This is a genomic window from Aquimarina sp. AU58, from assembly GCF_900312745.1.
Taxonomy (GTDB): domain Bacteria; phylum Bacteroidota; class Bacteroidia; order Flavobacteriales; family Flavobacteriaceae; genus Aquimarina; species Aquimarina spinulae.
Window position 1 is genome coordinate 71,829 of record NZ_OMPD01000005.1, and the last position, 25,303, is coordinate 97,131.

General features: G+C 32.5%; 20 protein-coding genes and 1 other RNA gene. 6 read left to right on the forward strand and 15 right to left on the reverse strand.

The window, feature by feature from the left end; all coding sequences use genetic code 11:
* Window positions 1-34: 34 nt before the first annotated feature.
* From pta to DK441_RS01130, 4 genes are all read right to left on the reverse strand, one after another.
* Window positions 35-2,128, reverse strand: coding sequence for a phosphate acetyltransferase (gene pta / locus DK441_RS01115; protein ID WP_109097103.1), 2,094 nt, complete (start codon window positions 2,126-2,128; stop codon window positions 35-37).
* Window positions 2,129-2,398: 270 nt separating this feature from the next.
* Window positions 2,399-2,956 (reverse strand): porin family protein, encoded by a 558-nt coding sequence (locus DK441_RS01120; RefSeq protein ID WP_160111906.1) that lies wholly within the window; start codon window positions 2,954-2,956, stop codon window positions 2,399-2,401.
* A gap of 55 nt (window positions 2,957-3,011) precedes the next feature.
* A complete protein-coding gene (locus DK441_RS01125; RefSeq protein ID WP_109097105.1) occupies window positions 3,012-4,094 on the reverse strand; it encodes a hypothetical protein in 1,083 nt (360 codons plus the stop codon).
* Window positions 4,095-4,107: 13 nt separating this feature from the next.
* The gene (locus tag DK441_RS01130) at window positions 4,108-4,503 is read right to left on the reverse strand and encodes a lipocalin family protein (protein WP_109097106.1); all 396 of its coding nucleotides are present in this window, start codon (window positions 4,501-4,503) and stop codon (window positions 4,108-4,110) included.
* A 194-nt stretch (window positions 4,504-4,697) separates the two neighbouring features.
* On the opposite strand from DK441_RS01130, the gene DK441_RS01135 reads away from it, so the two are divergent.
* Together DK441_RS01135 and DK441_RS01140 are read left to right on the forward strand one after the other, a co-directional pair.
* Entirely contained in the window at window positions 4,698-5,570 is an 873-nt protein-coding gene (locus DK441_RS01135) for a GyrI-like domain-containing protein (protein WP_109097107.1), read from the forward strand.
* A 66-nt stretch (window positions 5,571-5,636) separates the two neighbouring features.
* The gene (locus tag DK441_RS01140; protein WP_109097108.1) at window positions 5,637-6,713 is read left to right on the forward strand and encodes a DUF418 domain-containing protein; all 1,077 of its coding nucleotides are present in this window, start codon (window positions 5,637-5,639) and stop codon (window positions 6,711-6,713) included.
* Between the two features lie 107 nt (window positions 6,714-6,820).
* Here DK441_RS01140 and DK441_RS01145 read toward each other — a convergent pair whose 3' ends face one another.
* The 4 genes from DK441_RS01145 to DK441_RS01160 all read right to left on the reverse strand — a co-directional run bounded on the left by DK441_RS01145 (window position 6,821) and on the right by DK441_RS01160 (window position 10,296).
* Window positions 6,821-7,921 (reverse strand): DUF2911 domain-containing protein, encoded by a 1,101-nt coding sequence (locus tag DK441_RS01145; protein WP_109097109.1) that lies wholly within the window; start codon window positions 7,919-7,921, stop codon window positions 6,821-6,823.
* 137 nt (window positions 7,922-8,058) lie between these two features.
* Window positions 8,059-9,288, reverse strand: coding sequence for a peroxiredoxin (locus DK441_RS01150; RefSeq protein WP_109097110.1), 1,230 nt, complete (start codon window positions 9,286-9,288; stop codon window positions 8,059-8,061).
* Window positions 9,289-9,365: 77 nt separating this feature from the next.
* Window positions 9,366-10,028 carry a hypothetical protein gene (locus DK441_RS26870; protein ID WP_200822820.1) on the reverse strand — a complete coding sequence of 221 codons (663 nt, stop codon included), beginning with the start codon at window positions 10,026-10,028 and terminating at the stop codon, window positions 9,366-9,368.
* Window positions 10,029-10,092: 64 nt separating this feature from the next.
* Window positions 10,093-10,296 carry a hypothetical protein gene (locus DK441_RS01160; RefSeq protein WP_074409956.1) on the reverse strand — a complete coding sequence of 68 codons (204 nt, stop codon included), beginning with the start codon at window positions 10,294-10,296 and terminating at the stop codon, window positions 10,093-10,095.
* Between the two features lie 129 nt (window positions 10,297-10,425).
* Here DK441_RS01160 and pheT point away from each other — a divergent pair, with 129 nt between their 5' ends.
* Window positions 10,426-12,852 carry a phenylalanine--tRNA ligase subunit beta gene (gene pheT, locus DK441_RS01165; RefSeq protein WP_109097112.1) on the forward strand — a complete coding sequence of 809 codons (2,427 nt, stop codon included), beginning with the start codon at window positions 10,426-10,428 and terminating at the stop codon, window positions 12,850-12,852.
* A gap of 118 nt (window positions 12,853-12,970) precedes the next feature.
* Here the strand turns inward: pheT and DK441_RS01170 are convergent, their stop codons facing one another.
* Both DK441_RS01170 and gyrA read right to left on the reverse strand, forming a co-directional pair.
* Complete coding sequence (locus DK441_RS01170) at window positions 12,971-14,260, reverse strand: tetratricopeptide repeat protein (RefSeq protein ID WP_109097113.1); 1,290 nt, start codon at window positions 14,258-14,260, stop codon at window positions 12,971-12,973.
* A gap of 27 nt (window positions 14,261-14,287) precedes the next feature.
* Window positions 14,288-16,831 (reverse strand): DNA gyrase subunit A, encoded by a 2,544-nt coding sequence (gyrA, locus tag DK441_RS01175; protein ID WP_074409959.1) that lies wholly within the window; start codon window positions 16,829-16,831, stop codon window positions 14,288-14,290.
* Between the two features lie 356 nt (window positions 16,832-17,187).
* On the opposite strand from gyrA, the gene DK441_RS01180 reads away from it, so the two are divergent.
* The gene (locus DK441_RS01180) at window positions 17,188-19,746 is read left to right on the forward strand and encodes an ATP-dependent Clp protease ATP-binding subunit (RefSeq protein WP_109097114.1); all 2,559 of its coding nucleotides are present in this window, start codon (window positions 17,188-17,190) and stop codon (window positions 19,744-19,746) included.
* A gap of 266 nt (window positions 19,747-20,012) precedes the next feature.
* Window positions 20,013-20,426, forward strand: coding sequence for a hypothetical protein (locus DK441_RS01185; RefSeq protein ID WP_235015687.1), 414 nt, complete (start codon window positions 20,013-20,015; stop codon window positions 20,424-20,426).
* Window positions 20,427-20,494: 68 nt separating this feature from the next.
* Here DK441_RS01185 and rny read toward each other — a convergent pair whose 3' ends face one another.
* The 5 genes from rny to glf form a co-directional block, all read right to left on the reverse strand.
* Window positions 20,495-22,063 (reverse strand): ribonuclease Y, encoded by a 1,569-nt coding sequence (gene rny / locus DK441_RS01190; protein ID WP_109097115.1) that lies wholly within the window; start codon window positions 22,061-22,063, stop codon window positions 20,495-20,497.
* Between the two features lie 53 nt (window positions 22,064-22,116).
* A non-coding RNA gene (gene ssrS / locus DK441_RS01195) (6S RNA) lies at window positions 22,117-22,223 on the reverse strand.
* A 52-nt stretch (window positions 22,224-22,275) separates the two neighbouring features.
* Window positions 22,276-22,566 (reverse strand): cell division protein ZapA, encoded by a 291-nt coding sequence (locus tag DK441_RS01200; protein WP_025667461.1) that lies wholly within the window; start codon window positions 22,564-22,566, stop codon window positions 22,276-22,278.
* A gap of 7 nt (window positions 22,567-22,573) precedes the next feature.
* Complete coding sequence (locus tag DK441_RS01205) at window positions 22,574-22,864, reverse strand: hypothetical protein (RefSeq protein ID WP_109097116.1); 291 nt, start codon at window positions 22,862-22,864, stop codon at window positions 22,574-22,576.
* Between the two features lie 89 nt (window positions 22,865-22,953).
* Window positions 22,954-24,075 (reverse strand): UDP-galactopyranose mutase, encoded by a 1,122-nt coding sequence (gene glf / locus DK441_RS01210; RefSeq protein ID WP_109097117.1) that lies wholly within the window; start codon window positions 24,073-24,075, stop codon window positions 22,954-22,956.
* Window positions 24,076-24,253: 178 nt separating this feature from the next.
* On the opposite strand from glf, the gene DK441_RS01215 reads away from it, so the two are divergent.
* Window positions 24,254-25,300, forward strand: coding sequence for a beta-1,6-galactofuranosyltransferase (locus DK441_RS01215; RefSeq protein WP_109097118.1), 1,047 nt, complete (start codon window positions 24,254-24,256; stop codon window positions 25,298-25,300).
* The last annotated feature ends 3 nt before the right edge of the window (window positions 25,301-25,303 follow it).

Sequence of the window (25,303 nt, forward strand, 5' to 3'; positions counted from 1 at the left end):
AGAGTATTAAAAATCAGATATTTCTTTACTCTGTTTATAATCCCTGAGCCTGAATTGCCGTTATAATTACGGTATTATACACATCATCAACAGTGCATCCTCTACTTAGATCATTAACGGGTTTATTTAATCCTTGTAACATAGGGCCAATAGCTAATGCTCCTGTTTCTCGTTGAATAGCTTTATAGGTGTTATTTCCTGTATTTAAATCTGGAAATATCAAAACACTTGCCTGACCAGCTACTTCAGAATTTGGTAATTTACTTTGTCCCACTTCTAAATCTACTGCTGCATCATATTGTATAGGTCCTTCTATTTTTAGATCAGGGTGTTTTTCTTTTACAATGGCAGTTGCTTCTCTAACTATTTCTACATCTTCTCCTTTACCAGAGGTTCCCGAAGAATATGATAACATAGCCACTTTTGGTTCGATCCCAAAAGCTGCTGCCGATTCTGAAGAAGAAATTGCTATTTCTGCCAATTGTTCTGCATTAGGATTAGGGTTAATTGCACAATCACCAAAGACTGATACCCGATCTGCTAAGCACATAAAGAATACAGAAGAAACCACTTTTACTCCTGGTTTGGTCTTTATAAATTGTAACGCTGGCCTAATCGTATGTTGTGTAGTGTGCACTGCTCCCGACACCATTCCGTCTGCATGACCTTTATATATCATCATCGTACCAAAATAGGATACATCTGCCATCATATCTTTGGCCATATCCAGATTTACATTTTTGTGCTTTCTTAGCTCATAAAATGTTTGTACATACTCATCATAATAAGGAGATTCTGTAGGGAAGACAATCTGTATTTTATCAAAATCTATCGGAATATCCAGTTTTGTAGCCTTGCTCTTTATTTTCTTTTCATTTCCGATTAAGGTAATATCCACAACTCCAGATGCCAATAATCTAGAAGTAGCTCTTAAAATTCTTTCATCAGATCCTTCTGGAAGAACAATATGCTTTTTATGTTTTAGAGCGCGTCTTAATAAATTATATTGAAACATTCGAGGGGTTAACCCTTCTGATTTAAATGTAATTAGTTTATCGGCTAATAGATCCTCATTAACATATTTTTCGAATATGCTAATAGATGTATTTATCTTTTGTAGATTATCCAGATAGATTTTAGACTTAATTGCTCCTATTTTATTGGTAATAGAAAATGTACCACTAGGTACCGATATAATAGGAAAAGATAAGGAAACACCTTCTATTAATTTAAGTATTGGTGGTTCGGGAATAATTCCTCCGGTAAGTATAATTCCCGAAATCTTTGGATAGTTATCAGAAATATTTGCCTGTAATACTCCTAAAATGATATCTGCACGATCTCCGGGAGTAATGACGAGACTATTATCTTTAAGATGTGTAAGATAGTTACGTAATTGCATTGCGCCTACTCCAAAACTACCAGCCTGATTATTTAGGTATTCTTTACCAAACAACACATTACCTTCTAATTCGTTTACAATCTCTTTGATAGTAGGATTAATCAAAGAATTAATTTTGGGGATAATAATACGATCGACATTATTGCCAAAATCTTTTTCAAAACTACTTTCTAATTGTTTTTCACAACCTTGGGTAACTTTATTGGCTACCATAGCCAAAACTTCTACATCTTTACTATTAAAAGTATCGTATGCCAGTTTTAGATTACTAACAATTTCATCATTTTGCTTATCAATTCCACTTGCTACTATAACAGCTGGAATACCCAGATTTTTTGCTATAATAACATTAATATCAAATTCAATGATATTACCTTCATCAGAAAAATCAGTGCCTTCTACTAATATAAAATCAAATCTTTCTTCAAGGTTTTTATATTTCCTGATAATCTCATCTATAATTTCTCCTGATTTACCCTGGTTGTATTTTTGAAGTACTTCACTTCTAGTATACGCATAGGCTTTTTTGAAGTTAATATCTAATTCAAAATGCGATATTACAGTATTAATATGGTTATCAACTTCTCCTTCTTTAGGATCGTCGATAATTGGTCTAAAATACCCTACTCTGGCTACTTTACCCAGAAGCATACGCATCATACCTAAAACAACAATAGATTTACCACTATTAGGTTCTATAGTAGCAATATAAACGGCTTTACTCATGTATAACAATTTGGTAGTACAAAGATACGTTAATACCGTAATTTAACATAAGATCATTGTATAATAAAACTTCTTTCTATCATAGTCATACAATATTAACAATTCGATTTTCATTTCAACAAAAAAGGTTTAGAATTACGCTAAACCTTTTATTATATCTTATAACTTTTTGACACCTTAATTCATGTCTTTTCTGCTTTTAAAGTCTTTATACAATACATGCTATAACATATGTTACGATTAATTTGATCAATCCAATCATTATACATGTTACAATTTAAAAGATATACCTGCTTGAAACACCGAGTTTTTAAGCGATGTATTATTTTCTTTAGTAATATCTGCCAATCCAAGGTTATATCTAATTCCAACTTCTAAATTATCAGTTAACGAATATCCTATACCCAAAGCTACTCCGTAATCGATTTTCTTAAAGTTACTTTTAACAAAACCAGTTCCTTTGCCTCCTAATAAATATCCTACTTGAGGTCCTGCCTCGAGGCTTAACTTATTAATAGGATAGAATTTTATTATTGCCGGTAATACATTGATATAGTTTAATTTTATTTTTCCGGAACTATTTTTTGATTTAGCTCCTTGAGCAGAATACAGTATTTCGGACCGAATTGCTAATTTTTCGGATAGTCTATATTGAGAAAAGACTCCTCCCATTACCCCTATTTTAAATTTAGAAGATGTATTCCTAAATTCCGTTAGGTTAGCCCCTGCTTTAATTCCAAATTCTATTCCTTTTTGTTTTTCCTGTGCATTTATAGCCATTACCCCTAATAACACTGCACATAACATTAATTTAATTGTTTTCTTCATTTTGATTTTTTTGTTTTTAATTGAATACATTATTGTTCTGAAAGTGATTTTCAGATTAAAAATTAATCCCTAATTCGAGCTCAAACCCAAAATTTTTGGTATACACCTTAGAAGTTTGTATTTGTTGAAAAACACCTGCTCCAATCACAATACCATACTCTTTCCAAGGGATAATTTTCACTCCTTGTTTAGCGCCTATTCCTATAAGGAAATTATGTTGTTTTTTGCCTTCTATCTTTTTGGTGATTTCAAGCCCTAAAGGCACTTCTATGCCTATATTAATATACACTCCTGGTATTATTTTTAGATACCCATCAAAACCGCCCCCTACGCTAAAGGCATCAACAGATGTGTAATTTTTGTTGAGTAATGAACTTCGTTTTATACTATATTTATCATAAGATATTACAAAGGGCATGATGAAGTCTTTATCACTATCGGCAAAACCGATATAACTCATTTTCCACCCCTCTTTATGTTTGCTGTATATTTTCCTATATGTTAACATATCAAACCATTTCCCTAATCGTTTTGCTTTCTTCATTTCTGGTTTCTCATAAAAAACATCTTCTGCACTGGTTTGTAGATTTCCTGATATAGATTCTGGTTTGCTTCTTTTTTTATAGGTATTGATAAAACTTAAAGTGCAATATTCTAATGCAGCTCTGATTCTTTGTTCGTAGGTTTCGAATATTTTTGATGTATCAGATATAGTAAAAGTTTCATCTTCATAATGCTGTACATCAAAAAGTTTTTGCAGTTTATCATTTTCTTTTTCATAAAAAATCAAGTTAATATACACCCTCGTTGTTATATGGCTTATACTACTTTGTGATTGCTGAATTTCTAAATCTTTAATTTTTATAAATATTGGTTTTGCGTCTTTGGTTTGCGAAAAAGAAGTTTTCATAAAATTCAGAATAGCCGTTGGTGCATCTGGGTACAATTGAAAAATGACTTTTTCTCCATGTCTATTAGTTCCTAGTCCTAAGTTTTTCTTTTTTCTAATATCAAAAACCTGTGCTATAGATATCGATACGTTTTCTGTATGAAAAGGAATGGTTTTTAAGGTTATGTTTTCCTGAGACAATACTATAGAAGACAAGAAAAACATTGATATATGCCAGATATATTTCATTATAAACTTGATTTTACAAATTAGACTTATAATGAACCTCGACTTCTCTAATTTCCTCAATATCAAAATATAACACCAGCTCTTTGGGTGTTAAAGTGATGATGTATGCCTTTACGGTCTCTCTTTTGTCATCAGTCATCATTATATAACCTCCATTAGTATTTAACATCCAAACACCACTCTCCTTTTTCCCTTCAGATATGGAGACGAAGGTCATATCCTTTTTAAAAAAAATGTAATCATTTCTTTCTTTTTTAGATGGTGGATATTTCTTAACTCCGATCTTATAAGTATCCAAATCCCATTTCTTTATGAGAGCGTTTTTATTCAGGGTTTGTGCACCGATATTATGAAACGAAAAAGCGAATAGTATCGTCGTTAGAATTGTTATATTTATTTTGCTGTTCATATCTTACTCTTAAAATTTTAGCCAAAACTAGTAAGCATGAATCGTATGTTGTTTGTCCTGTTAAGACAAAATAACATGACCTGTATATGATCTTAAAATTCTTATTTTACTCTAGAAATAACATATTTAATTGTCCTAAAAAGACAACTCAAAAATTACGATTTCGTAGTACCTTTCCTCTAAAATGATAAAACATGGGAAATCCAACACAACTGGAACGTTATAAAAAACTAATTCTCTATATAGAAGAAAGATTTAAAAGTGAAATCAGTAAAAAAGAGATAGAAGACATATCGTTTTATTCGTATCGAAATATAAATAGAATATTTCTTGCACTTCATCACGAAACTATTGGACAATATATAAAAAGGATAAAACTAGAAAAAGCTGCAGAATACTTAAAATTTTCATCCGAGAATATCTCTGATATCGCTTATGAAATTGGATATAGTGATATTGCTGCTTTTAGTAAAGCTTTTAAAAAGCAATTTAAATGCTCTCCTTCTTCTTTTCGGAATTCAACCAAAATCAAACAATACATTACTCAAAAAGCCATCTTTCCATTAGAAAATACTCAAGAACAAATTCTTACGTATGAAATCGAAGAAATCTCTGGTTTTGATATTTTATATTTAACCTATCAAGGGTCTTATGAAAATATTAAAGGAATAGAGAAAACCTGGAAACAATTGATATCATATGCGTCAAAACATAGCTTATTAAAAGATGAAACAATTATATTGGGAGAAATACTAGATGATGACGCAATCACCGATACTTTACATTGCCGATATAATGCTGGAATTATACTAGAAAAAGAAATAGATTTTTCTCTAAAAGGATTATTTAAAACCAAACATATACCCCAGCAAAAATATGCTAAGTTTATACACAAAGGTAGTCACGAGAGTTCTGTAGACACCTATGATTTGATCTATGGGCACTGGATAACCGAAGTACAGTTAGAGTTTGAAGACAAACCAACTTTAGAGTTTTATCTTAATGACGAATCTAATACTCCTAAAAAAGAACTCCTTACCGAGATTTATATTCCTGTAAAACAATAATTGTCTGTATTGAACAATAACGCTTCGAAGCTGCTCATCTAAATTTGTTTGCAAAAACAGAGTGCTATGCAAAAAAGAATTATCGGAATAGATGTAGCAAGAGCATTGGCTATTTTTGGGATGATTATCGTTAATTTTAAAATGGTCTTTGGAAATCATGGCAATCCTCTCTTGAATACCTTTTTAGGATTATTAGATGGAAAAGCTGCTGCAACCTTTGTGGTTCTGGCAGGTGTAGGAATTTCATTACTAACAAAAAATGCGATACATCAGAATAATAAAGAAGCGTTAAACAGAAACAAAAATAAACTTCTTAAAAGAGCTCTATTTCTTTTCTTAATTGGTATATCCTATTCAACAATCTGGCAAGCAGATATTTTACACTTTTATGCGATATACATGTTGCTAGCAATATTTTTAATAAAAAGTAGTCCAAAAACACTAGTATCAATAGCAATAGGAATGATTATAGTATATCCTATACTCATGATATTATGGAATTATGATAGTGGATGGGACTATACTAAAATGGAGTATACAAATCTATGGACAGTAAAAGGTTTTTTAAAAAATCTTTTTTTTAACGGTTTCCATCCTGTTATTCCATGGAGTGCATTTATGATTATAGGAATGTGGTTTGGTAAAATGGAATTAAGTAATACTAGAGTAGTTACAAAAGCATTGTGGATTAGTCTTACTGTATTTATAGTTGTACAGATAATGTCATATTTCTCAATTGTATTCTTTTCTATGGGAGACCAAGAAATTATCACAGAATTAACCCCGATTCTTGGAACAGCCCCTATGCCTCCATTACCTCTATACATGGTTTCTGGCAGTAGTATAGCCATATTTCTTATTTCTTTTTGTATTCTAATTTCAAAAAAATATGAGAGTACTACTTTTATACATATTCTAAAAAACACGGGACAACTTGCTTTAACTTTTTATATCGCACATGTTATCATAGGCATGGGATGTATAGAAATTGTCAATCCTACAAAAATGGGAGAGTATACTATAAACTTTTCGTTTTTATACGCTTTGTTCTTTATTATAATATGTCTCATTTTTGCAATAATCAATAGAAAATATGCAAAACATGGCCCTGTTGAATGGATAATGCGAAAATTAACCGATTGATGTAGTTATTGGTACTATTACTGCTACCGATAAGCATCTATAGAATAAAAATATAAAGACCGTCTAATAAAACTTAGACGGTCTTTATTGTTTGTTATAGATTAATCCTAATTTATATCCTCGCCTTTTTTAAGTTTTTCTAAATCACCGTTAAGCCTTCCTTTAAATCGATCAGGAGCGTTATCTAGTGATGTGTTTATCGATTTTATAGCATTTTTATAATCCCCAGTTGCCGAATATGCTTTTGCTAATCCATAGTTAGATGGCCATGCACCTTTACTATTTTTTACATTATCTTTTAAAATGACAAGTGCTTTATCTTTTTGTCCTAAGGTTATTAACCCTGTCCCTAATCTAAAAATCTGTGCTGTGCTTCCTAGTTTAGCTGCCTTATCCACATAAGTCATAGCTTCACCTGTTTTTCCTTGCTTAGCCAAAATCTGTGATTTAAGAGATAGATTAGCAAAAGTTTCTTTACTAAAAAAATTACCCGATATAGAGGCATTAACCCATTCTAATGCCTGATCTAGCTCACCTGCATTAAATGCATAATTTGCAGCGTTATCCCAGCTTGTTTGAGTAAAACCGGCAGAATTACGAAGATCATTTTTAATACCCGTCATTACTACATTTTTTACATCAACTTCGATCTTGAAAGGAATTTCCTTTTTCTCCCATCTCAATGCTGCTATAGCACTATTAGCTTCAACTTTAGGAAATAAAAAGGTTAACATTTCTGTATGTGCTGTTTCTTTGGTTTTAACTTCTACACGCAAAGCATCTTCTTTTTCATCATAAAAATAACTTCCCCAGGACGTAGAATTATTAGAAAATATAACTGTAGCCCCTCCATCTTCTTTTAGTGCAATATGAAGTCCGTAAGTACCTGCTTTAATATCTTTTCCTTCGATTTTCGCATCGTGAGTAAACGTTATTGTCGAATTGCTATTAGCCCCTGCTCTCCAAGGTGCTGCTTTAGATGTTCCAAACCCCAGGTTATTATATCCATAAGGAACTAGTTTCCCCCAGATTTCACGTTCCTTTACATTTGGCCTCCCATAATCAATGGTGATATTAGTAATCCCTACACGTTGCATTACCTGCGCCCGCTGACTTCCTTCAGGCGTGGTAAGTTGTGCATTTGTTTGAATTGAGAGCAACATCATTGCGCTCACAATACAAGTTGTAATTAAGTTGAATTGTTTCATGACTGTTTTTTTGATTAATTATTATCACTTAAAGAAATTAAATTTCTTACCTAAACAATGTAAGAGGTATATCTCAATCCTAATGTTACGGTAGTGTTAAACTCAAAAAGAAAGTCATAATTGATTGTTAAACCATGTTATTCTTTTAACAGCTGATTAACAAAGTCTTCAAAATCCTTTTTAAAATTTACATATTTCTGGCCTGTAGCTGGGCCATTGAAACCTGTGTGTATTTTGCGTACCTGCCCTTTTTTATCAATAAAAATGGTAGTTGGATATGACAACACATGGTTTAGCATCGGTAGTTTTTCTTGTGCTTTCTGTTTATCTGAAGTTCCATATTGAGCCAAAAGAATTGGGTAGGGCACTTTTAATTTTTGTTGTAATCTTTTTATCGATTTAAATGCTTTTTCTTTGGTTTTTGCATATTCAAAAGCTAATGCTACAAATTCGGCTCCATTATTTTTATTTTTATTCTGATACTCTACATAATATTTGGTTTCATCCATACAATTAGGACACCAGGTTCCCATAACTTGTACGATGACTACTTTATTTTTAAACCGATCATCTTTAAGTGAAATTTGATTTCCTTCGACATCAGGAAAATTAAATTCTAATGTATCATATCCTTCTTTTAGAAAAGTTAATGAATCTTCAGAAGGTAATTTAAAGTTTTCATTTCTTTTAGCTACAAAAGGTTCTTTCCAGTGATTACCCGAATAAAAGTGACCATTAAGTGTGCTATCTGTTACCTGTGCAGTAAATAAGAAAGCATGAGCTCCGTCAAAAGTTGATAATTGCAATTGATCCTTATTTAAAACACCTTCCAAATAACGGTAATCTCCTGTAGTTGTTCTAAATGTACCCGTAACTATATTTCCATTTTGTTTAAAAGTACCTTTGGCAATATACCTGTCTTCTTCATTGTCTTTACTAAAAATTGTTTCCCAATTTCCCGTAATATCATAATTCGATTTTGAAACAATTTCAAATCGATCCTGCTCACCATATTTTGCTGTAAATGGTACTACTCTATCCAGGCTTTTTTTAATAAAGCTTCCAGAAATTGTCATAGAGTCTATAAATCGACCGGCAATATATCCCTCAAAAACAGGAAACTTAATTAGTATAGAATCTTTATTAATTAAAACTTCATCAACATTAATTGTTTCTTCGGCATTAAAAATTCTTAAGGTCTGATCATCCATTACTTCGATCAGAAAAGGAAGCTTTTTATTATCCTTAACTTCTAGTGTTGCTTTCCATGGGCCACTTTTAAACTCAACCAAATCAGATGGTTTATCTTTCTTACAAGAAGAAAAAATAGTGACAACAAGTAGAATAAGTACGGTTGTTTTTCTCATTATTTGATAGTATAAAAAGTCCGGAAAGTTACTCAAAACTTACCGGACGATTCTCTTTTTATAATTTTATTAAGTTTTTATTGCTCCTTTGCATATAATTTCTCTAATTTTTCTTTTCCTTCTTTCACCTTTTCTTTTCCATTTTTTATTGATTTTTCTAAGGCTTTTAGCTTTTCTTCGGCTTTATTGATTTTAGCTTCTTTTTCTGCAATTTCTTCTGGAGCTAAAGCTTCTTCTCCTTCTTTTTCCTTTGCTTTTGCGAGACGTTCTTTTGCAGCTTCAATTTTTGCTTTGCCTCTTGTAATTCTTTCTTCATTCTTTTTCAATACTTCGCTACGTTCTTTTACCATGTCTTTAGCCTCTTCGGCTCTGGCCATTCCAAATTCTTTACCTGTTAATCCCTCTTTACTTTTTCCATATGCCTTTCCTTTTATTTTCTTTTCAGCTTTTTCCAAGGCTTTTTCGGCTTTTTCTTCTGCTTTTTCAGCCTTTTCAATAGCTTTTTCGGCCTTTTCTTCTGCTTTCTCTTCTAGTTTTTCAACTTTTTTCTCTGCTTTTTCTCTAGCTTTCTCTGCCTTCTCTTGGGCTTTCTCTGCTTTTTTTTCTGCCTTTTCCTGAACTTTTTCTTTTTTCTTAGCTATTTTTTCTTTTGCTTCTTGAGATTTTCCCTGAGCAATTATCACCGGATTCCCTAAAGTGAAAATCAAAACAAATACCAATATTAGTTTTATAAATTTCATGTTAGTTTTTTTTAGTTAGTGTTAAAATGATTAAGGGTATGAAGGTTTATTACCAGAAGATTTTTTAAATATCATCCAAATCTTCTAAAGATTCTTCTAATTCTTCTACTTTGGTCTCGACTTCCTCAGAAACCTGATCCAATTCAGACTCAATTGCTTCTATTTTTTCTACAACTGCTTTGGTTTCTTCCTCTTCTTTTTTCTTATCAGTACAAGAAATAATTCCGAAAAGGAACATGATCGTAAGTAACTTAATTCCTGTTTTCATAATATTAAAATTTGGTTAGAATAAAACTATTATAAATATACCACAATTTTGTTTATAGATATACTTACAACTATTTGTATCCTCTGCCCAATATATTATCTTTACCAACTGAATTTAGAAAGATCACAAATGAAGATTTCATATAACTGGCTGAAGCAATTTATTAATATCGATTGGGATGCAGAGAAAACCGGAGAGCTCCTTACCGATCTAGGGTTAGAGGTAGAAGGAATAGAGCCCTATCAAAGTGTAAAAGGAGGATTAGAAGGTGTTGTTATAGGGCAAGTTCTTAATTGCGAAAAACATCCAAATGCAGATAAGCTTAAAGTTACCAAAGTAGACTTAGGTAATGGTGAACCGGTTCAGATTGTTTGTGGTGCTCCTAACGTTGCCGCTGGGCAAAAAGTCCCTGTTGCTACTATTGGCACAAAACTTTATAATGATAAAGGTGAAGAATGGGTCATAAAAAAAGGAAAAATAAGAGGTGAAGAAAGCCATGGTATGATCTGTGCCGAAGATGAATTAGGGTTAGGGAAAAGTCATGACGGGATTATGGTCTTAAGTACTGATATCACCGTAGGGACTAAAGCTGCAGATATATTTGATATTGAAAATGATTATGTGTTTGAAATTGGATTAACTCCTAATCGTGCAGACGCAATGAGTCATTGGGGTACTGCACGTGATCTCAAAGCAGGGCTACTACAAAAAGACCTTAATCTAGAACTTATTACTCCTTCAGTAAGTAATTTTAGAGTAGAAAACAGGCTAAATAAAATTGATATCGAAGTCAAAAATAATGAGATGGCACCCAGATATTGCGGTGTAACGATTTCTGATATTAAAGTAGGAGAATCTCCTGCCTGGTTGCAACATAGATTAAAAGCGATAGGAATTACTCCCAAAAATAATGTTGTAGATGTTACCAATTATGTTTTACATGAGTTAGGACAACCTTTACACGCATTTGACGCACACTATATTGAAGGGAATAAAATTGAAGTAAAAACTGTTGATACCGGTACCAAATTTACAACTCTAGATGAAGTAGAAAGAGAATTACACCAAGAAGATCTTATGATCTGTGATGCTGTAAAACCTCTTTGTATTGCTGGTGTATTTGGAGGGGTAAACTCTGGTGTTACAGAAAGAACAACATCAATTTTCTTAGAAAGTGCTTACTTTGATCCTATTAGTATTCGTAAAACTGCAAAACGACATGGCCTAAACACAGATGCTTCTTTTAGATTTGAAAGAGGTATTGATCCAAATATCACCGAATATGCATTGAAAAGAGCCGCTCTATTAATACAGGAGCTTGCAGGAGGTAATATTTCTAGTGAAATCATGGATTTATATCCTAAAAAGATTGAAGATTTTCAGGTGATTTTATCTTTTGAAAATACTACAAAGTTAATTGGTGAAGAAATACCTCAAGATACTATTAAAAGGATTCTCACTTCATTAGATATTAAAATCAATAGTGTAACCGAGACAGGAATAGGTCTTACCATTCCGGCATACAGAAATGATGTACAAAGAGAAGTTGATGTAATAGAAGAAATTCTTAGAGTATACGGGTATAATACTATTGGTTTTACTCAAAAATTGAATGCTTCGATATCAAATATTGATAGGTTCTCTGATTATAATGTGCAAAATACCATATCAAATCAACTTGTTGGTCTGGGATTTTATGAGATGTTAGCCAACTCACTTACTTCTCCTCATTATATTACCTTGAGTGAACAGCTTAAAAATGAGAATAATGTAGAAATGCTAAATCCACTTAGTAATGATTTGGCAGTAATGAGGCAATCCATGTTATTTTCGGGATTAGAGGCTGTATCCTATAATAGTAATAGAAAACGATCAGATCTTAAATTATTTGAGTTTGGAAAAACATATCATAACTATGAAGATAAGAGAATAGAGAATAAACATCTAAGTATTATTGTTTCTGGAAGTAGGTCTAAAGAAACTTGGACTGCAAGCCCACAAACAAGTGATTTCTTTTATTTAAAAGGAATAGTATTTTCTGTTTTAGAACGTTTAGGACTAACAAGATTAAAAACATCTCCTATAAAGAATGATGTTTTTACTGAAGGGCTTTCTTTAAGTATTGGTAAAGCGCAATTAGTAGATTTTGGAATACTAAAAAAATCGGTACTTAAACATTTCTCTATTTCTCAGGAAGTATTGTATGCCGATTTTAACTGGGATGTTATTTTAGAATATGCAAAACACAATAAACTAAAGTATAAAGATATTCCTAAATTTCCTGAAGTGCGTCGTGATTTTGCTTTGTTATTAGACGATTCTATAAAGTTTGAAGAAATTCATACTATCGCTAAGCAAACCGAAAAACAAATTCTAAAAAATGTAAACTTATTTGACGTATACCAAGGTAAAAACCTTCCTAAAGGAAAAAAATCGTATGCTGTAAGTTTCATTCTACAGGACGATAATAAAACACTTACCGATAAACAAATCGATAAGATCATGAATAAATTACAGTACAATTTTGAAAATAAATTAGGCGCTGAACTTAGGTAAGCAACAGTGTCGAATTCAAGATGCTATTCTACAAATACTATTTAAAATACATCATAAAAAAACCGGAATGTACATTCCGGTTTTTTTTATGATGTATAATATTGAAAAGTTCTTATTACTAGTTGCCTCCTTCTAAAGCTTTAAGTCTGTCTTTCATTTCGCCAGCCTTAGGATCATCTAACTGATAAAATATATTCATCAATGTACGAATAGCTTCTACATTATCAGGACTACTTTTTAGAGCTCCTTCAAGGTAAGGAACTGCTGTTTTATATAATTCTGATCTCTTTTTTGTTAGTTCATCATATCTTCTATTGTCGCTTGAAGATGTTCCTAATCCATTCATTTCATCTACAATCTTAGTTTCTCCACTTAAAATTATAGAAGCAATATTGATTTGAGCAGCAGTGTAATCTGGTTTTAGCTCTAAAGCTTTCTTATAGTAACCCAGTGCCTGATCATTATCACCAAGGCGAGATGCACTAACTCCTAAATTATATAGTAAATCTGGATTTTCAGGATCGTTAGCTACGATCTGCTCCATGATTTCTTTATACTTAGCAATATTTCCTAATTTATAGTATACATCAGCTTCTGCTTGCTTTAATGCAGAATCTTCTGGGTTCTCTTTTTTAGCATCTTCAATAGCAGCTATTGCTTCTTCATCTTTTCCTTGACTCATATAAATCAAAGCAATATTTTTTGCGATCTCTCCTTTTCTAGATTCAGAAGTTTTAGTTTCTGGTTTAATGTAATCTCCAGTTTTTACAGAAAGGTCTCTTATTTGTTTCGATTCAAAAACATCAACCTTACCTGTTTCTTTATGCGTTGCAACAAATTCCTTTTTTACTCCACTAAAACCAAGGCTTTTTAATTCCTTATAATATTTTAGAGCAGTATCATAATCTTTATCATTAACAGCATTACTAGCTGCATAATATAAATATGTTGTATCAGCTTTATTGGTTGTATATCCTAAATAAAGTTTTTCTGATGCTCCTTTATAGTTTTTTGCATTCTGATCTTTAATTGCGTTTTCAACTAAGGATTGGCGTAACAATTGTAATTTTTGAGAAGCATCAGCAGTATATTTAGATCCTCCTGCGGCTTTTTCAATTTCGATTGTTTTATTATAAGCATTCGCTGCACTTTCAATTTTCTCTAAAGATTCACCTGCAGAAGCAGCTACAACCTGGCCTTTAAAAAAATAATATTGCGCTTTCATTTTTTCATCAGCAGCGTTTAACTGTCCTTCAGCAGCTTTCAATGCTTCACTAGCTACATCCATGTTACCAGATTTCAAGGCCTTGTTTGCCGCTTTTAATGCTTGTTTTGGAGTGCTCTCCTTCTGAGAAAATCCAAAAGCACTAACAGCTAGAAATAGTACTACGATAAATTTAGTCTTCATTACTTGAGTTTTTAAAATGGGATTTAATTATTGTTTTGTTTCATTATCAATATTCGTGCCATCTGAAGTGTTATCAGCATCTGTTGTAGAAGAATCAACATCTTCTATATCTTCATCCTGATCTATATCATCTTCGTCGTGCATAACTTTTGCTACTGCGGCAATAGAATCTTTACCTTTTAAATTAATAAGACGTACACCTTGTGTTGCGCGTCCCATCACACGTAAATCTTCTACAGAAAGTCGAATAGCAATTCCTGATTTATTTATAATCATAAGATCATCTAAATCAGTAACATTCTTAATTGCCACCAGAGATCCTGTTTTATCAGTAACAGAAATGGTTTTAACACCTTTCCCTCCTCTATTCGTTATTCTATAATCTTCTAACTTAGAGCGTTTTCCATAACCATTTTCTGAAACTACTAAGATATTACTTTCCATTTCATTAACAGCTACCATACCAATTACTTCATCTTTATCATCAGCAAGCCTGATTCCTCTTACTCCCGAGGCTCCACGTCCCATTGGTCTGGTTTTCTCTTCTTCGAATCGAATTGCTTTACCCGATTTTACCGCCAACATTACCTGGCTTTTACCATCGGTTAATTTTGCTTCGAGAAGTTCATCATTATCCTTTATAGTAATAGCATTAATACCATTTGTTCTCGGTCTCGAATATTGCTCTAAAGATGTCTTTTTGACCTGACCTTTTTTCGTTGCCATAATGACATAGTGTGAATTAATGTACTCTTCGTCTTTAAGATCCTGGGTACAGATAAAAGCTTTCACTTTATCATCACTATGTATATTAATTAGATTTTGAATAGCTCTTCCTTTAGAAGTTTTACTTCCTTCCGGAATTTCATATACTCTCATCCAGAAACATTTTCCTTTCTGAGTAAAGAACAGCATATACTGGTGATTGGTTCCTACAAATAAATGTTCAAGAAAATCCTCATTACGTGTTGTACTTCCTTTTTGTCCTACTCCTCCTCTATTTTGTTTCTTATATTCATTAAGAGAAGTTCTTTTTATATATCCAGCATGTGAAATCGTAATTACTACTTTTTCATCAGGGATCATATCTTCTATACTAAGATCTCCTCCTGCATATTCTATTTGAGAACGACGCTCATCGCCATATTTTTCTTTTACTTCTGCTAGCTCGTCCTTAATGATTTGCATTCTACGCTCCTTCTTTTCCAAAATATCCTTAAGGTCTTCGATAGTCTTCATCAACTCATCATACTCAGCACGTAATTTATCTTGCTCCAGACCTGTTAATTGACGCAAACGCATCTCTACGATTGCTTTTGCCTGTATTTCAGAAAGTTCAAAACGTTTTATCAATTTTTCGCGTGCCTCTTCTGTATTCGCAGAAGAACGAATTAAAGCAATTACTTCATCAATATTATCTGAAGCTATGATTAAACCTTCAAGAATATGAGCTCTTTCTTCAGCTTTTCTCAATTCATATTTTGTACGACGAACAACAACTTCATGTCTGTGTTCTACAAAATAATGAATCATTTCTTTTACATTCAACAACTGTGGTCTTCCATTAACCAGTGCTATATTATTTACACTAAAAGAAGATTGTAAAGCTGTATACTTATATAAAAGGTTTAGTACTATATTAGGTATTGCATCCCGTTTAAGGACATATACGATACGCATACCATTTCTATCAGACTCATCACGTATTGTAGAAATTCCTTCGATTTTCTTATCATTAACAAGGTCAGCAGTCTTTTTAATCATATCTGCTTTATTCACCTGATAAGGGATCTCTGTAACGATTATGCTTTCTCTACCGTTTACTTCTTCAAAACTTGCTTTAGCTCGTATAACGACTCTTCCTCTACCAGTTTTAAAAGCTTCTCTAACACCATCATACCCATAAATTGTTCCTCCTGTAGGAAAATCCGGGGCTTTAATATGCTGTATTAATTCATCAATTTCGATATCATTATTCTCAATATAAGCAACTGTACCATCAACAACTTCACTTAAATTATGAGGTGGCATATTTGTTGCCATACCAACTGCAATTCCTGAGGCTCCATTTATTAATAATCCTGGAACCCTTGTTGGCAGAACTGTTGGTTCTTGTAAAGTATCATCAAAATTAAATGTATGATCTACAGTGTCTTTTTCGATATCTGCCAGCATATCCTCTGATATCTTTCGCATTCTTGCTTCTGTATAACGCATAGCCGCAGGGCTATCCCCATCTACAGAACCAAAGTTACCCTGGCCATCAACTAACATATACCTCAAACTCCATTCTTGCGCCATACGAACCATCGTATCATATACAGATGTATCACCATGAGGGTGATATTTACCAAGAACTTCACCTACAATTCTTGCAGATTTTTTGTGGGCACTACTCGCTTTAACACCCAATTCATACATACCGTATAAAACACGTCTATGTACGGGCTTAAGACCATCCCTAACATCAGGAAGTGCACGAGATACAATAACAGACATTGAATAATCAATGTATGCAGATTTCATCTCATCTTCTATATTGATAGGTATAAGCTTTTCTCCATCAGCCATAAAAAATTATTTTATTCTAAAATTGATTAATTAAACGCGCTAATTTAAGTAAATTAAGACGGTTTTAACAGCCAATTACCCTGTAATATACGGAATTTATTAACAATAGTATGGACAGATGTCGTTAATAAGTCTGTGATCTTAGGTTTTGATTATTAATGCATTTTTTGTCTATTTACCAATACAAGCAAAAAAAACCATAATAGACACTGTCTCAGAGCTGGTGTGTGTATTTTTAAAGCTTGAAATTGCATGACAAAATATCCCTATGTCAAAATATCTAATTAAAAGGAATAGTTTTTGTCAATTTAATTCTAAAAATTACTATTTTAGTTATAAAGAAAGAGAATAATTTTATGGATGATAATTTTTCGCCCAGAGTAAAAGATGTGATTGCGTACAGTAAAGAAGAAGCTCTTAGATTAGGGCATGACTTTATTGGCACAGAACACCTTATGCTAGGATTACTACGTGACGGAAGTGGTAAAGCTATTAATATTCTAGATGCGCTAGATATCGATTTGACAAATTTAAGAAGGAAGGTTGAAATCCTAAGTCCCGCAAATCCAAATATAGCTGTTGCCACAAACGAGAAAAAGAATTTACATTTAACCAGGCAGGCAGAAAGAGCATTAAAAACTACTTTTTTGGAAGCTAAGCTATTTCAAAGTTCTTCTATTAACACTGCTCATCTTCTGTTATGTATCCTAAGAAATGAAAATGACCCAACTACAAAACTTTTAAATCGTTTAAAAGTAGATTATGATAATGTTAAAGACCAATTTAAGTTTATGATTGCTAACGAAGAAGAATATATAGATAACCCAAAAGCAGAATCTTTCTCTGAAGATGATGATGATTTAACTGGAGATTCATCTAAAGAAAATCCTTTTAACTCCCCTTCTGGAGGAAGTAAAGCAGGGAAAAAATCTAAAACTCCTGTTTTAGATAACTTTGGCCGTGATTTAACAGCAATGGCAGAAGAAGGAAAACTCGACCCCGTAGTGGGACGATCCAAAGAGATAGAGCGTGTATCCCAAATATTAAGTAGACGTAAAAAGAACAACCCACTACTCATAGGAGAACCTGGAGTTGGTAAATCTGCCATTGCAGAAGGGCTTGCTCTAAGAATAGTAAAACGTAAAGTTTCTAGAATTTTATTTGACAAAAGAGTCGTTACTCTTGATCTGGCAAGCTTAGTTGCAGGAACCAAATATCGTGGACAATTCGAAGAGCGAATGAAAGCAGTAATGAACGAATTAGAAAAGAACGATGATATCATTCTTTTTATAGATGAGATTCATACTATTGTAGGTGCTGGTGGTGCTACAGGGAGCTTAGATGCTTCAAATATGTTTAAACCAGCCTTAGCAAGAGGTGAAATTCAATGTATTGGTGCCACAACCTTAGATGAATATCGCCAATACATAGAAAAAGATGGTGCCTTAGAGAGACGTTTTCAAAAAGTAATTGTAGAACCTACAAATATTGAAGAAACTATAGAAATCCTTAATAACATCAAGGAAAAATATGAAGAACACCACAATGTTAGTTATACACCAGATGCTATTGAAGCTTGTGTAAAATTAACCAATAGATATATGACAGATCGCTTTTTACCGGACAAAGCTATTGATGCGTTGGATGAAGCAGGTTCTAGAGTACATATTACCAATATTGATGTCCCTAAAAAAGTACTCGATCTTGAGAAAAAACTTGAAGAAGTAAGAGAACTCAAGAATAGTGTGGTCAAAAAACAAAAATACGAAGAAGCCGCAAAGCTTAGAGATGATGAAAAGAATCTTGAGAAAGAGCTTGGTGTTGCACAAGAACAATGGGAAAAAGAGTCTAAACTACATAAAGAAACCGTTGATGAAGAAAACGTAGCAGATGTGGTTTCTATGATGACCGGTATTCCTGTTAATCGTATAGCGCAAACTGAAAGTAACAAACTAGCCGAATTACCCGACCTAATTATGGGTAAAGTTATAGGTCAGGATGAAGCCGTTACCAAAGTTGTAAAAGCAATACAACGTAACCGCGCCGGACTTAAAGATCCTAACAAACCCATTGGATCATTTATATTTCTAGGACAAACTGGAGTTGGTAAAACACAATTAGCCAAAGTTTTAGCCAGAGAACTCTTTGATAGCGAAGACACACTTATTCGTATTGATATGAGTGAGTATATGGAGAAATTTGCAGTTTCTAGACTTATTGGAGCACCTCCTGGGTATGTTGGTTATGAAGAAGGAGGCCAACTTACCGAGAAAGTAAGAAGAAAGCCATATGCAGTTATTCTATTAGATGAAATCGAAAAAGCACATCCAGATGTATTTAATATGATGCTTCAAGTATTAGATGATGGATATCTTACCGATAGTCTTGGGCGAAAAATTGATTTTAGAAATGCTATAATCATTATGACCTCAAACATTGGAGCTCGTAAACTGAAAGACTTTGGACAAGGAGTTGGCTTTGGAACTTCTGCCAAAAAGACTCAGGCAGAAGATTACGCTAAGGGAGTAATAGAAAATGCATTAAAAAAAGCATTTGCTCCTGAGTTTCTAAACCGAGTAGATGATGTTATTGTATTTAATGCATTAGAACGAGAGGATATCCATAAAATTATCGATATCGAACTTGATAAACTATACGGACGAATTAAAGATCTTGGATACGACCTTTCCTTAAGTGAAAAAGCTAAGGATTACATTACCGAAAAAGGTTTTGACAGACAGTATGGTGCAAGGCCTCTAAAAAGAGCTATTCAAAAATATATAGAAGATGCTTTGGCAGAAGAGATTATAAACTCTCAGCTTGGAGAAGGAGATAGTATATTCATGGATATGGATGATGATTCTGGTGAATTAACAATTACTATCAAAAAAGCTGAAGAATCTACTGAATCCTAATCATCAAAGCGTAACAATTACAAAAAAAAAGACTGTTATTTTAGAGATAACAGTCTTTTTTATAATCCATTAAAGAAACTTTATTAAAAAGCCGTTGAGCTGCTTAACTAAATAATATCAACCCCAAATAAACAGAACGAATATAGCCATGGATTTATCATGAGACATATTTTAACCTCTTACTAAATTCATGTTTTTTTCATATATTATACTCTAAAATAGCATGAAAAAGTTTTATTTTCACTCTGTTTTTGTATCTAAAACACATGTTAAAAGCTAACAAAAACCTAATGATCACTTCATATAATTTCTATTTCTGTCATATAGAGATATATGAAGATTATGTAAAGGCTATAATGAAAGAAGGAATTACAGTCTTACCAGAACATAATGATGTTTTGCTACTGATTACAGAAAAACATTTCAAAAACAAACCTTTTGTTTATATCACACATCGCATTAACTCTTATGCCGTAAATCCAACGGTATATTTAGAAACTGCCAAAATTTCAAATGTGATTGGTTTTGCAGTAGTATCTGCCGATCATAGACAAAAAATACAAACAAAGCTTGAAAAAGCCTTCTTTAACAAAGAGTTTAAACAGTTTGACACTATGGAATTAGCTCTGAAATGGAAAGATAATATGATCAAAAAATATAGGAATCAAAAAATAGTATAAAAACTATAAAGCGATACTTGTAATAATACAGTATCGCTTTATTATAGTTATTAAGTTCTATAAAAATATTATTTAGCAATATTAACTGCTCTTGTCTCTCGTATTACGGTCACTTTAACCTGACCAGGATATGTCATATCTGTCTGTACTTTTTGAGAAATCTCGAAAGAAAGGCTAGCTGCTTTTTCGTCATTCACTTTTTCACTTTCAACAATCACTCGAAGCTCTCTACCTGCCTGAATCGCATAAGCTTTTTTCACTCCGTCAAATCCAAAAGCGATTCCTTCTAAATCTTTCAGCCTTTGTATATAAGAATCCAATACCTGACGTCTAGCACCAGGTCTGGCACCACTAATTGCATCACACACCTGAACGATAGGAGAAATTAGCGATGTCATCTCTACTTCATCATGATGCGCTCCTATAGCATTACAGACTTCTTGTTTTTCACCATATTTTTCTGCCCATTGCATTCCAAGGATAGCATGTGGCACTTCCGTTTCTGTATCCGGAACCTTACCAATATCATGCAGTAAACCTGCTCTTTTTGCTAGTTTAGGATTTAGCCCTAATTCTGAAGCCATTACACCGCATAACTTAGCAACTTCTCTTGAGTGTTGTAGAAGATTCTGGCCATAAGAAGATCTGTATTTCATTCTACCTATAGTCTTAATTAGTTCTGGATGCAATCCATGTATCCCGAGATCAATTACGGTACGCTTACCGACTTCAATAATCTCTTCATCAATTTGTTTCCTTGTTTTTCTTACTACTTCTTCTATTCGAGCAGGATGAATCCTCCCATCGGTCACTAATTTATGAAGTGACAATCGAGCCACTTCTCGTCTTACAGAATCAAAACAAGATAAAATTATTGCTTCAGGAGTATCATCCACTATAATTTCGACTCCTGTAGCAGCCTCAATAGCTCTAATATTTCTACCTTCACGACCAATAATCCTACCTTTTACATCATCACTTTCAATATTAAAAACCGAAACACAGTTCTCAATTGCTTCTTCTGTACCTATTCTTTGAATAGTATTAATTATTACTTTCTTAGCCTCCTGTTGTGCGGTTAGCTTAGCTTCTTCAATAGTGTCTTGAATAAGTGCCATAGCATCGGTCTTTGCCTGTCCTTTTAAAGACTCTACAAGTTGTTCTTTTGCTTCTTCTGCAGACAACCCTGATATAACTTCAAGTTGTTGCACCTGGCTTTTATGAAGTTTTTTAAGTTCGCTTTGTTTCTTTTCTAAATAGTCCTTGCGTTGCTCTCCTTCTTTAATTTTTTCTTCGAGTTCTATATTTAGTTTTTTGTTTTTAGATAATTCATTAGAAACTTGAGATTCTTTATCTCTTGTTCGTTTTTCTGCTTCGGCCATCTTTTTATCTCGCGATAATATTACCTTTTCATGTTCTGATTTTAATTCAATAAATTTTTCTTTGGCCTGAAGTATCTTGTCTTTTTTAATTGTCTCTCCCTCATTTTTAGCATCTCTTAAAATGCTTTCGGAAGCTTTTTTAGCATTTTTAATAATCTCTGAAGCTTTATTACGTTCCAGAACTTTGGCAATGATAAATCCTATCATTAGTCCTGCTACCCCAGCAACTATTAAAAATATAATATTATTATCCATAATTTGTGTTAGTATTTATATAAAAAAAGCCTGCACTAGCAAAGGTTTTGTATAAACTCTGTAAAAACAGGTTTAGGGCTAACAAATTGCTCAAGAATCCGCTCAAGGCGGCGCGCTTTTACAACTTAAACTCACCCTTTTTAATTAATTCTTGTTGAGTTTATCAAAATAACAACTAGTGCAGGCAGTAACCTTATTTATTTTAAAGAACGTTATGATAAATGTTCATGTAGCAAATTATTTAATTCATTTAATCTATTAGCCACATTAACCGTGTCATCATCTTTATCTATAGTTTTTTGTTCTACTTGTGCAGCAAACTGTAAAGCACACATTGCCAATACATCTTGCTTGTCTCTAACTGCATAACTTTGCTCAAATTGCTTTATCATGGCTTCTATCTTTTTTGCTGCTTTCCGTAAACCTTCTTCCTGATCCGGATTAATGGTTAGCGGGTATACACGATCTGCAATAGATAATTTAATTTTAAGCTTATCTGCCATATTTTACTTATTCAGAAAGTTGTGCAATGCACATATCAATCTCTCTTATTAAAGCGTTTATTTTGAGCTTGGTTTCCCTTTTATATTCGTCACTGCCTAATATTGCGTTTGCATTTTTGAGCGCACTGAATTTTTCTTCCCACTGCTTTAATTGATCCATCTGAAGTTCTGAATTAGACTCCAAATCCGATATTTTCTCTTTTAAACTTAAATTTTGTTGCTTAATTAATTCATATTTATGAAGCAACTTACTTATTCTATTTTCAAGAGAATCAATAATTTCAATTAAATCACTCATTATAAATTTTACACAATACTTCGTTACACAAAGTTAACATACCAATTGAAAAAACCCAATAGTTTTACAACTAATTTTAAACCCTTTCTTTATTGTGGTTTAATCCTCGAAATTTCTTCTACTTTAACCAAAGACGATGCGATTATCTGGTGCATATCATAATAACGATATTCTGCCAGCCTTCCTCCAAAAATCACACTTTCTAATTGTTGTGATTCTTCTTTATACTTTTTAAAAATTTCTTGATTTCTACCATTATTAATAGGATAATATGCCTCTTTGTTTCTATCCCAATTTTCGGGATATTCTTTTGTTATAATTGTTTTATTCTGCTTTCCAAATTCAAAATGTTTATGCTCAATAATTCTGGTAAATGCATAATTTGCATCATTATAGTTTACCACTGCATTACCCTGGTAATTTTCAATATCATGAAGTTCATGTTCAAATCGTAATGATCTGTATTCTAAATGCCCATGCTTGTATTCAAAAAACTCATCTATCTTGCCCGTATACACAATCTTATCGGCTAGAGATTCTAGTTCTTTTCTATCTTCAAAAAAATCCACTCCTGTTTTGGTATCAATACCGTCTAGTAAACCATTAATAATTACATTATAACCTCCGACAGGAATTCCTTGATAAATGTCATTAAAATAATTGTTGTTATATGTATATCTAACCGGAAGTCTTTTAATGATAAATGCAGGGAGTTCTGTAGCTTTTTTACCCCATTGTTTTTCTGTATAGGCTTTAATAAAAGTTTCATAAATATCTTTCCCAACCAAAGATAAAGCTTGTTCTTCAAGGTTTTGTGGAGACTTTACTCCATATTGCGCTACTTGTTCATCAATAATCTTTTTTGCTTCCTGCGGTGTCTTGGTTCCCCATAGTTGATAAAACGTATTCATATTAAAAGGCAGGTTATACAGTTTACCTTTTGACAATGATAATGGAGAATTTATATAATTATTAAAAGTTGCAAATTGATTTACATAATCCCAGATTTTTTTATCATTAGTATGAAAAATGTGAGCTCCATATTTATGTATATTAATTCCTTCTTTTTCCTCACAATATACATTTCCGCCTAAATGATCTCGTTTATCTATCACAAGACATTTTTTACCTCGATTAGTCATTTCGTGAGCAAAAACACTTCCAAACAATCCTGCTCCTACAATTAGATAATCATATCTCTTTTCTTTCACTAGTATATTTTTTTATTCGAAATAGTTTCTAAAAAATTCAGTTGTCAAAACTACTATTTTTAAAAGGATTTTATAGGTAATAATTACACATCAAAAAATCACAATTGATAATCTTCTTAAAATAGGGTATAAAAAATAAAATGTGTGTATCTTTCCCACGATAAATTTACATATTCATATGAAAGGATATTTCATTTCCAGAAATTACAAATCTCTTTTTAACGCAGCTGGTAAAGCAAAAACTGATTGTGAGTCTATTCTAATCGAAATGGGATTTAAAAATCTGGGATTCAAACAATCTTCAATCCCAAACTCTGCAATTGGTGCTCTAAAAAACTTTTTTGGCATTACCTTCGCTCTTATACGGTTACCTTATAAATCAACATTATGCACACAATATCCTCTAAATAAGTTTAGAAACTACGTCTTATTTGTTGCAAAAATGAAAAGATGTAAAATCATTACTATTGTTCATGATGTGCGTTTTTTGAAAGGCAGAACTAGTGATGCAAACAAAGAATTAAAAAAAATAATTTCTTCAGATGCCATTATTGTACATAACGATTCGATGAAGAATTGGTTTTTAGAACAAGATGTTAAAATTCCCATAATTGTACTCGGAATATTTGACTATATCTTAAATAAAGGATTACCTGATCAAAACAATGATGTTACAGGAGAAAAGATACACGAAGTAGTATATGCAGGAGGTTTTGGAGAAGGTAAAAATTCATATATCTATGATATTGACCTACTCGAAAGAAAAAATTTCAGAATGAATCTGTATGGTATGGGATTTGATTATCAAAAACTCAAAACCAAAAAAGAAACATCTGTACTTACTTATGAAGGAGCATTCCCTTCTGATGTGGTTGCTTATCATATCAAGGGATCTTTTGGATTAGTATGGGATGGCATCTCTACAGAAGAATGTAGTGGTCAATACGGACAGTATTTAAAATACAATAACCCTCATAAAACTTCATTGTATATTTTATGTGGATTACCTGTGATTGTATGGGACAAAGCTGCCATTAGTGCTTTTATAACAGGTAACAATATTGGTTTTACAGTTTCTAATTTAGATGAATTAAGTAATAAATTAGAAAGCTTATCATTAGAAGATTATAAAAAAATGAAAACTAATGTAGATCTGGTTAGAACAAAAATTATTTCTGGTGGATATTTAAATGACGCTATTAATCATGCACTGAAAATAACATAACCT

Excerpts from the sequence above, each read along its gene's own strand:
- DK441_RS01125 (WP_109097105.1), bottom strand. The coding sequence starts at position 4,094 with ATGAAATATATCTGGCATATATCAATGTTTTTCTTGTCTTCTATAGTA.
- gyrA (WP_074409959.1), bottom strand. The coding sequence starts at position 16,831 with ATGGCTGATGGAGAAAAGCTTATACCTATCAATATAGAAGATGAGATG.
- DK441_RS01140 (WP_109097108.1), top strand. The coding sequence starts at position 5,637 with ATGCAAAAAAGAATTATCGGAATAGATGTAGCAAGAGCATTGGCTATT.
- DK441_RS01145 (WP_109097109.1), bottom strand. The coding sequence starts at position 7,921 with ATGAAACAATTCAACTTAATTACAACTTGTATTGTGAGCGCAATGATG.
- DK441_RS01120 (WP_160111906.1), bottom strand. The coding sequence starts at position 2,956 with ATGAAGAAAACAATTAAATTAATGTTATGTGCAGTGTTATTAGGGGTA.
- DK441_RS01170 (WP_109097113.1), bottom strand. The coding sequence starts at position 14,260 with ATGAAGACTAAATTTATCGTAGTACTATTTCTAGCTGTTAGTGCTTTT.
- DK441_RS01130 (WP_109097106.1), bottom strand. The coding sequence starts at position 4,503 with ATGAACAGCAAAATAAATATAACAATTCTAACGACGATACTATTCGCT.
- DK441_RS01185 (WP_235015687.1), top strand. The coding sequence starts at position 20,013 with ATGTTAAAAGCTAACAAAAACCTAATGATCACTTCATATAATTTCTAT.
- rny (WP_109097115.1), bottom strand. The coding sequence starts at position 22,063 with ATGGATAATAATATTATATTTTTAATAGTTGCTGGGGTAGCAGGACTA.
- pta (WP_109097103.1), bottom strand. The coding sequence starts at position 2,128 with ATGAGTAAAGCCGTTTATATTGCTACTATAGAACCTAATAGTGGTAAA.
- DK441_RS01215 (WP_109097118.1), top strand. The coding sequence starts at position 24,254 with ATGAAAGGATATTTCATTTCCAGAAATTACAAATCTCTTTTTAACGCA.
- DK441_RS26870 (WP_200822820.1), bottom strand. The coding sequence starts at position 10,028 with ATGAAATTTATAAAACTAATATTGGTATTTGTTTTGATTTTCACTTTA.
- DK441_RS01160 (WP_074409956.1), bottom strand. The coding sequence starts at position 10,296 with ATGAAAACAGGAATTAAGTTACTTACGATCATGTTCCTTTTCGGAATT.
- DK441_RS01205 (WP_109097116.1), bottom strand. The coding sequence starts at position 22,864 with ATGAGTGATTTAATTGAAATTATTGATTCTCTTGAAAATAGAATAAGT.
- DK441_RS01180 (WP_109097114.1), top strand. The coding sequence starts at position 17,188 with ATGGATGATAATTTTTCGCCCAGAGTAAAAGATGTGATTGCGTACAGT.
- DK441_RS01200 (WP_025667461.1), bottom strand. The coding sequence starts at position 22,566 with ATGGCAGATAAGCTTAAAATTAAATTATCTATTGCAGATCGTGTATAC.
- DK441_RS01135 (WP_109097107.1), top strand. The coding sequence starts at position 4,698 with ATGGGAAATCCAACACAACTGGAACGTTATAAAAAACTAATTCTCTAT.
- pheT (WP_109097112.1), top strand. The coding sequence starts at position 10,426 with ATGAAGATTTCATATAACTGGCTGAAGCAATTTATTAATATCGATTGG.
- DK441_RS01150 (WP_109097110.1), bottom strand. The coding sequence starts at position 9,288 with ATGAGAAAAACAACCGTACTTATTCTACTTGTTGTCACTATTTTTTCT.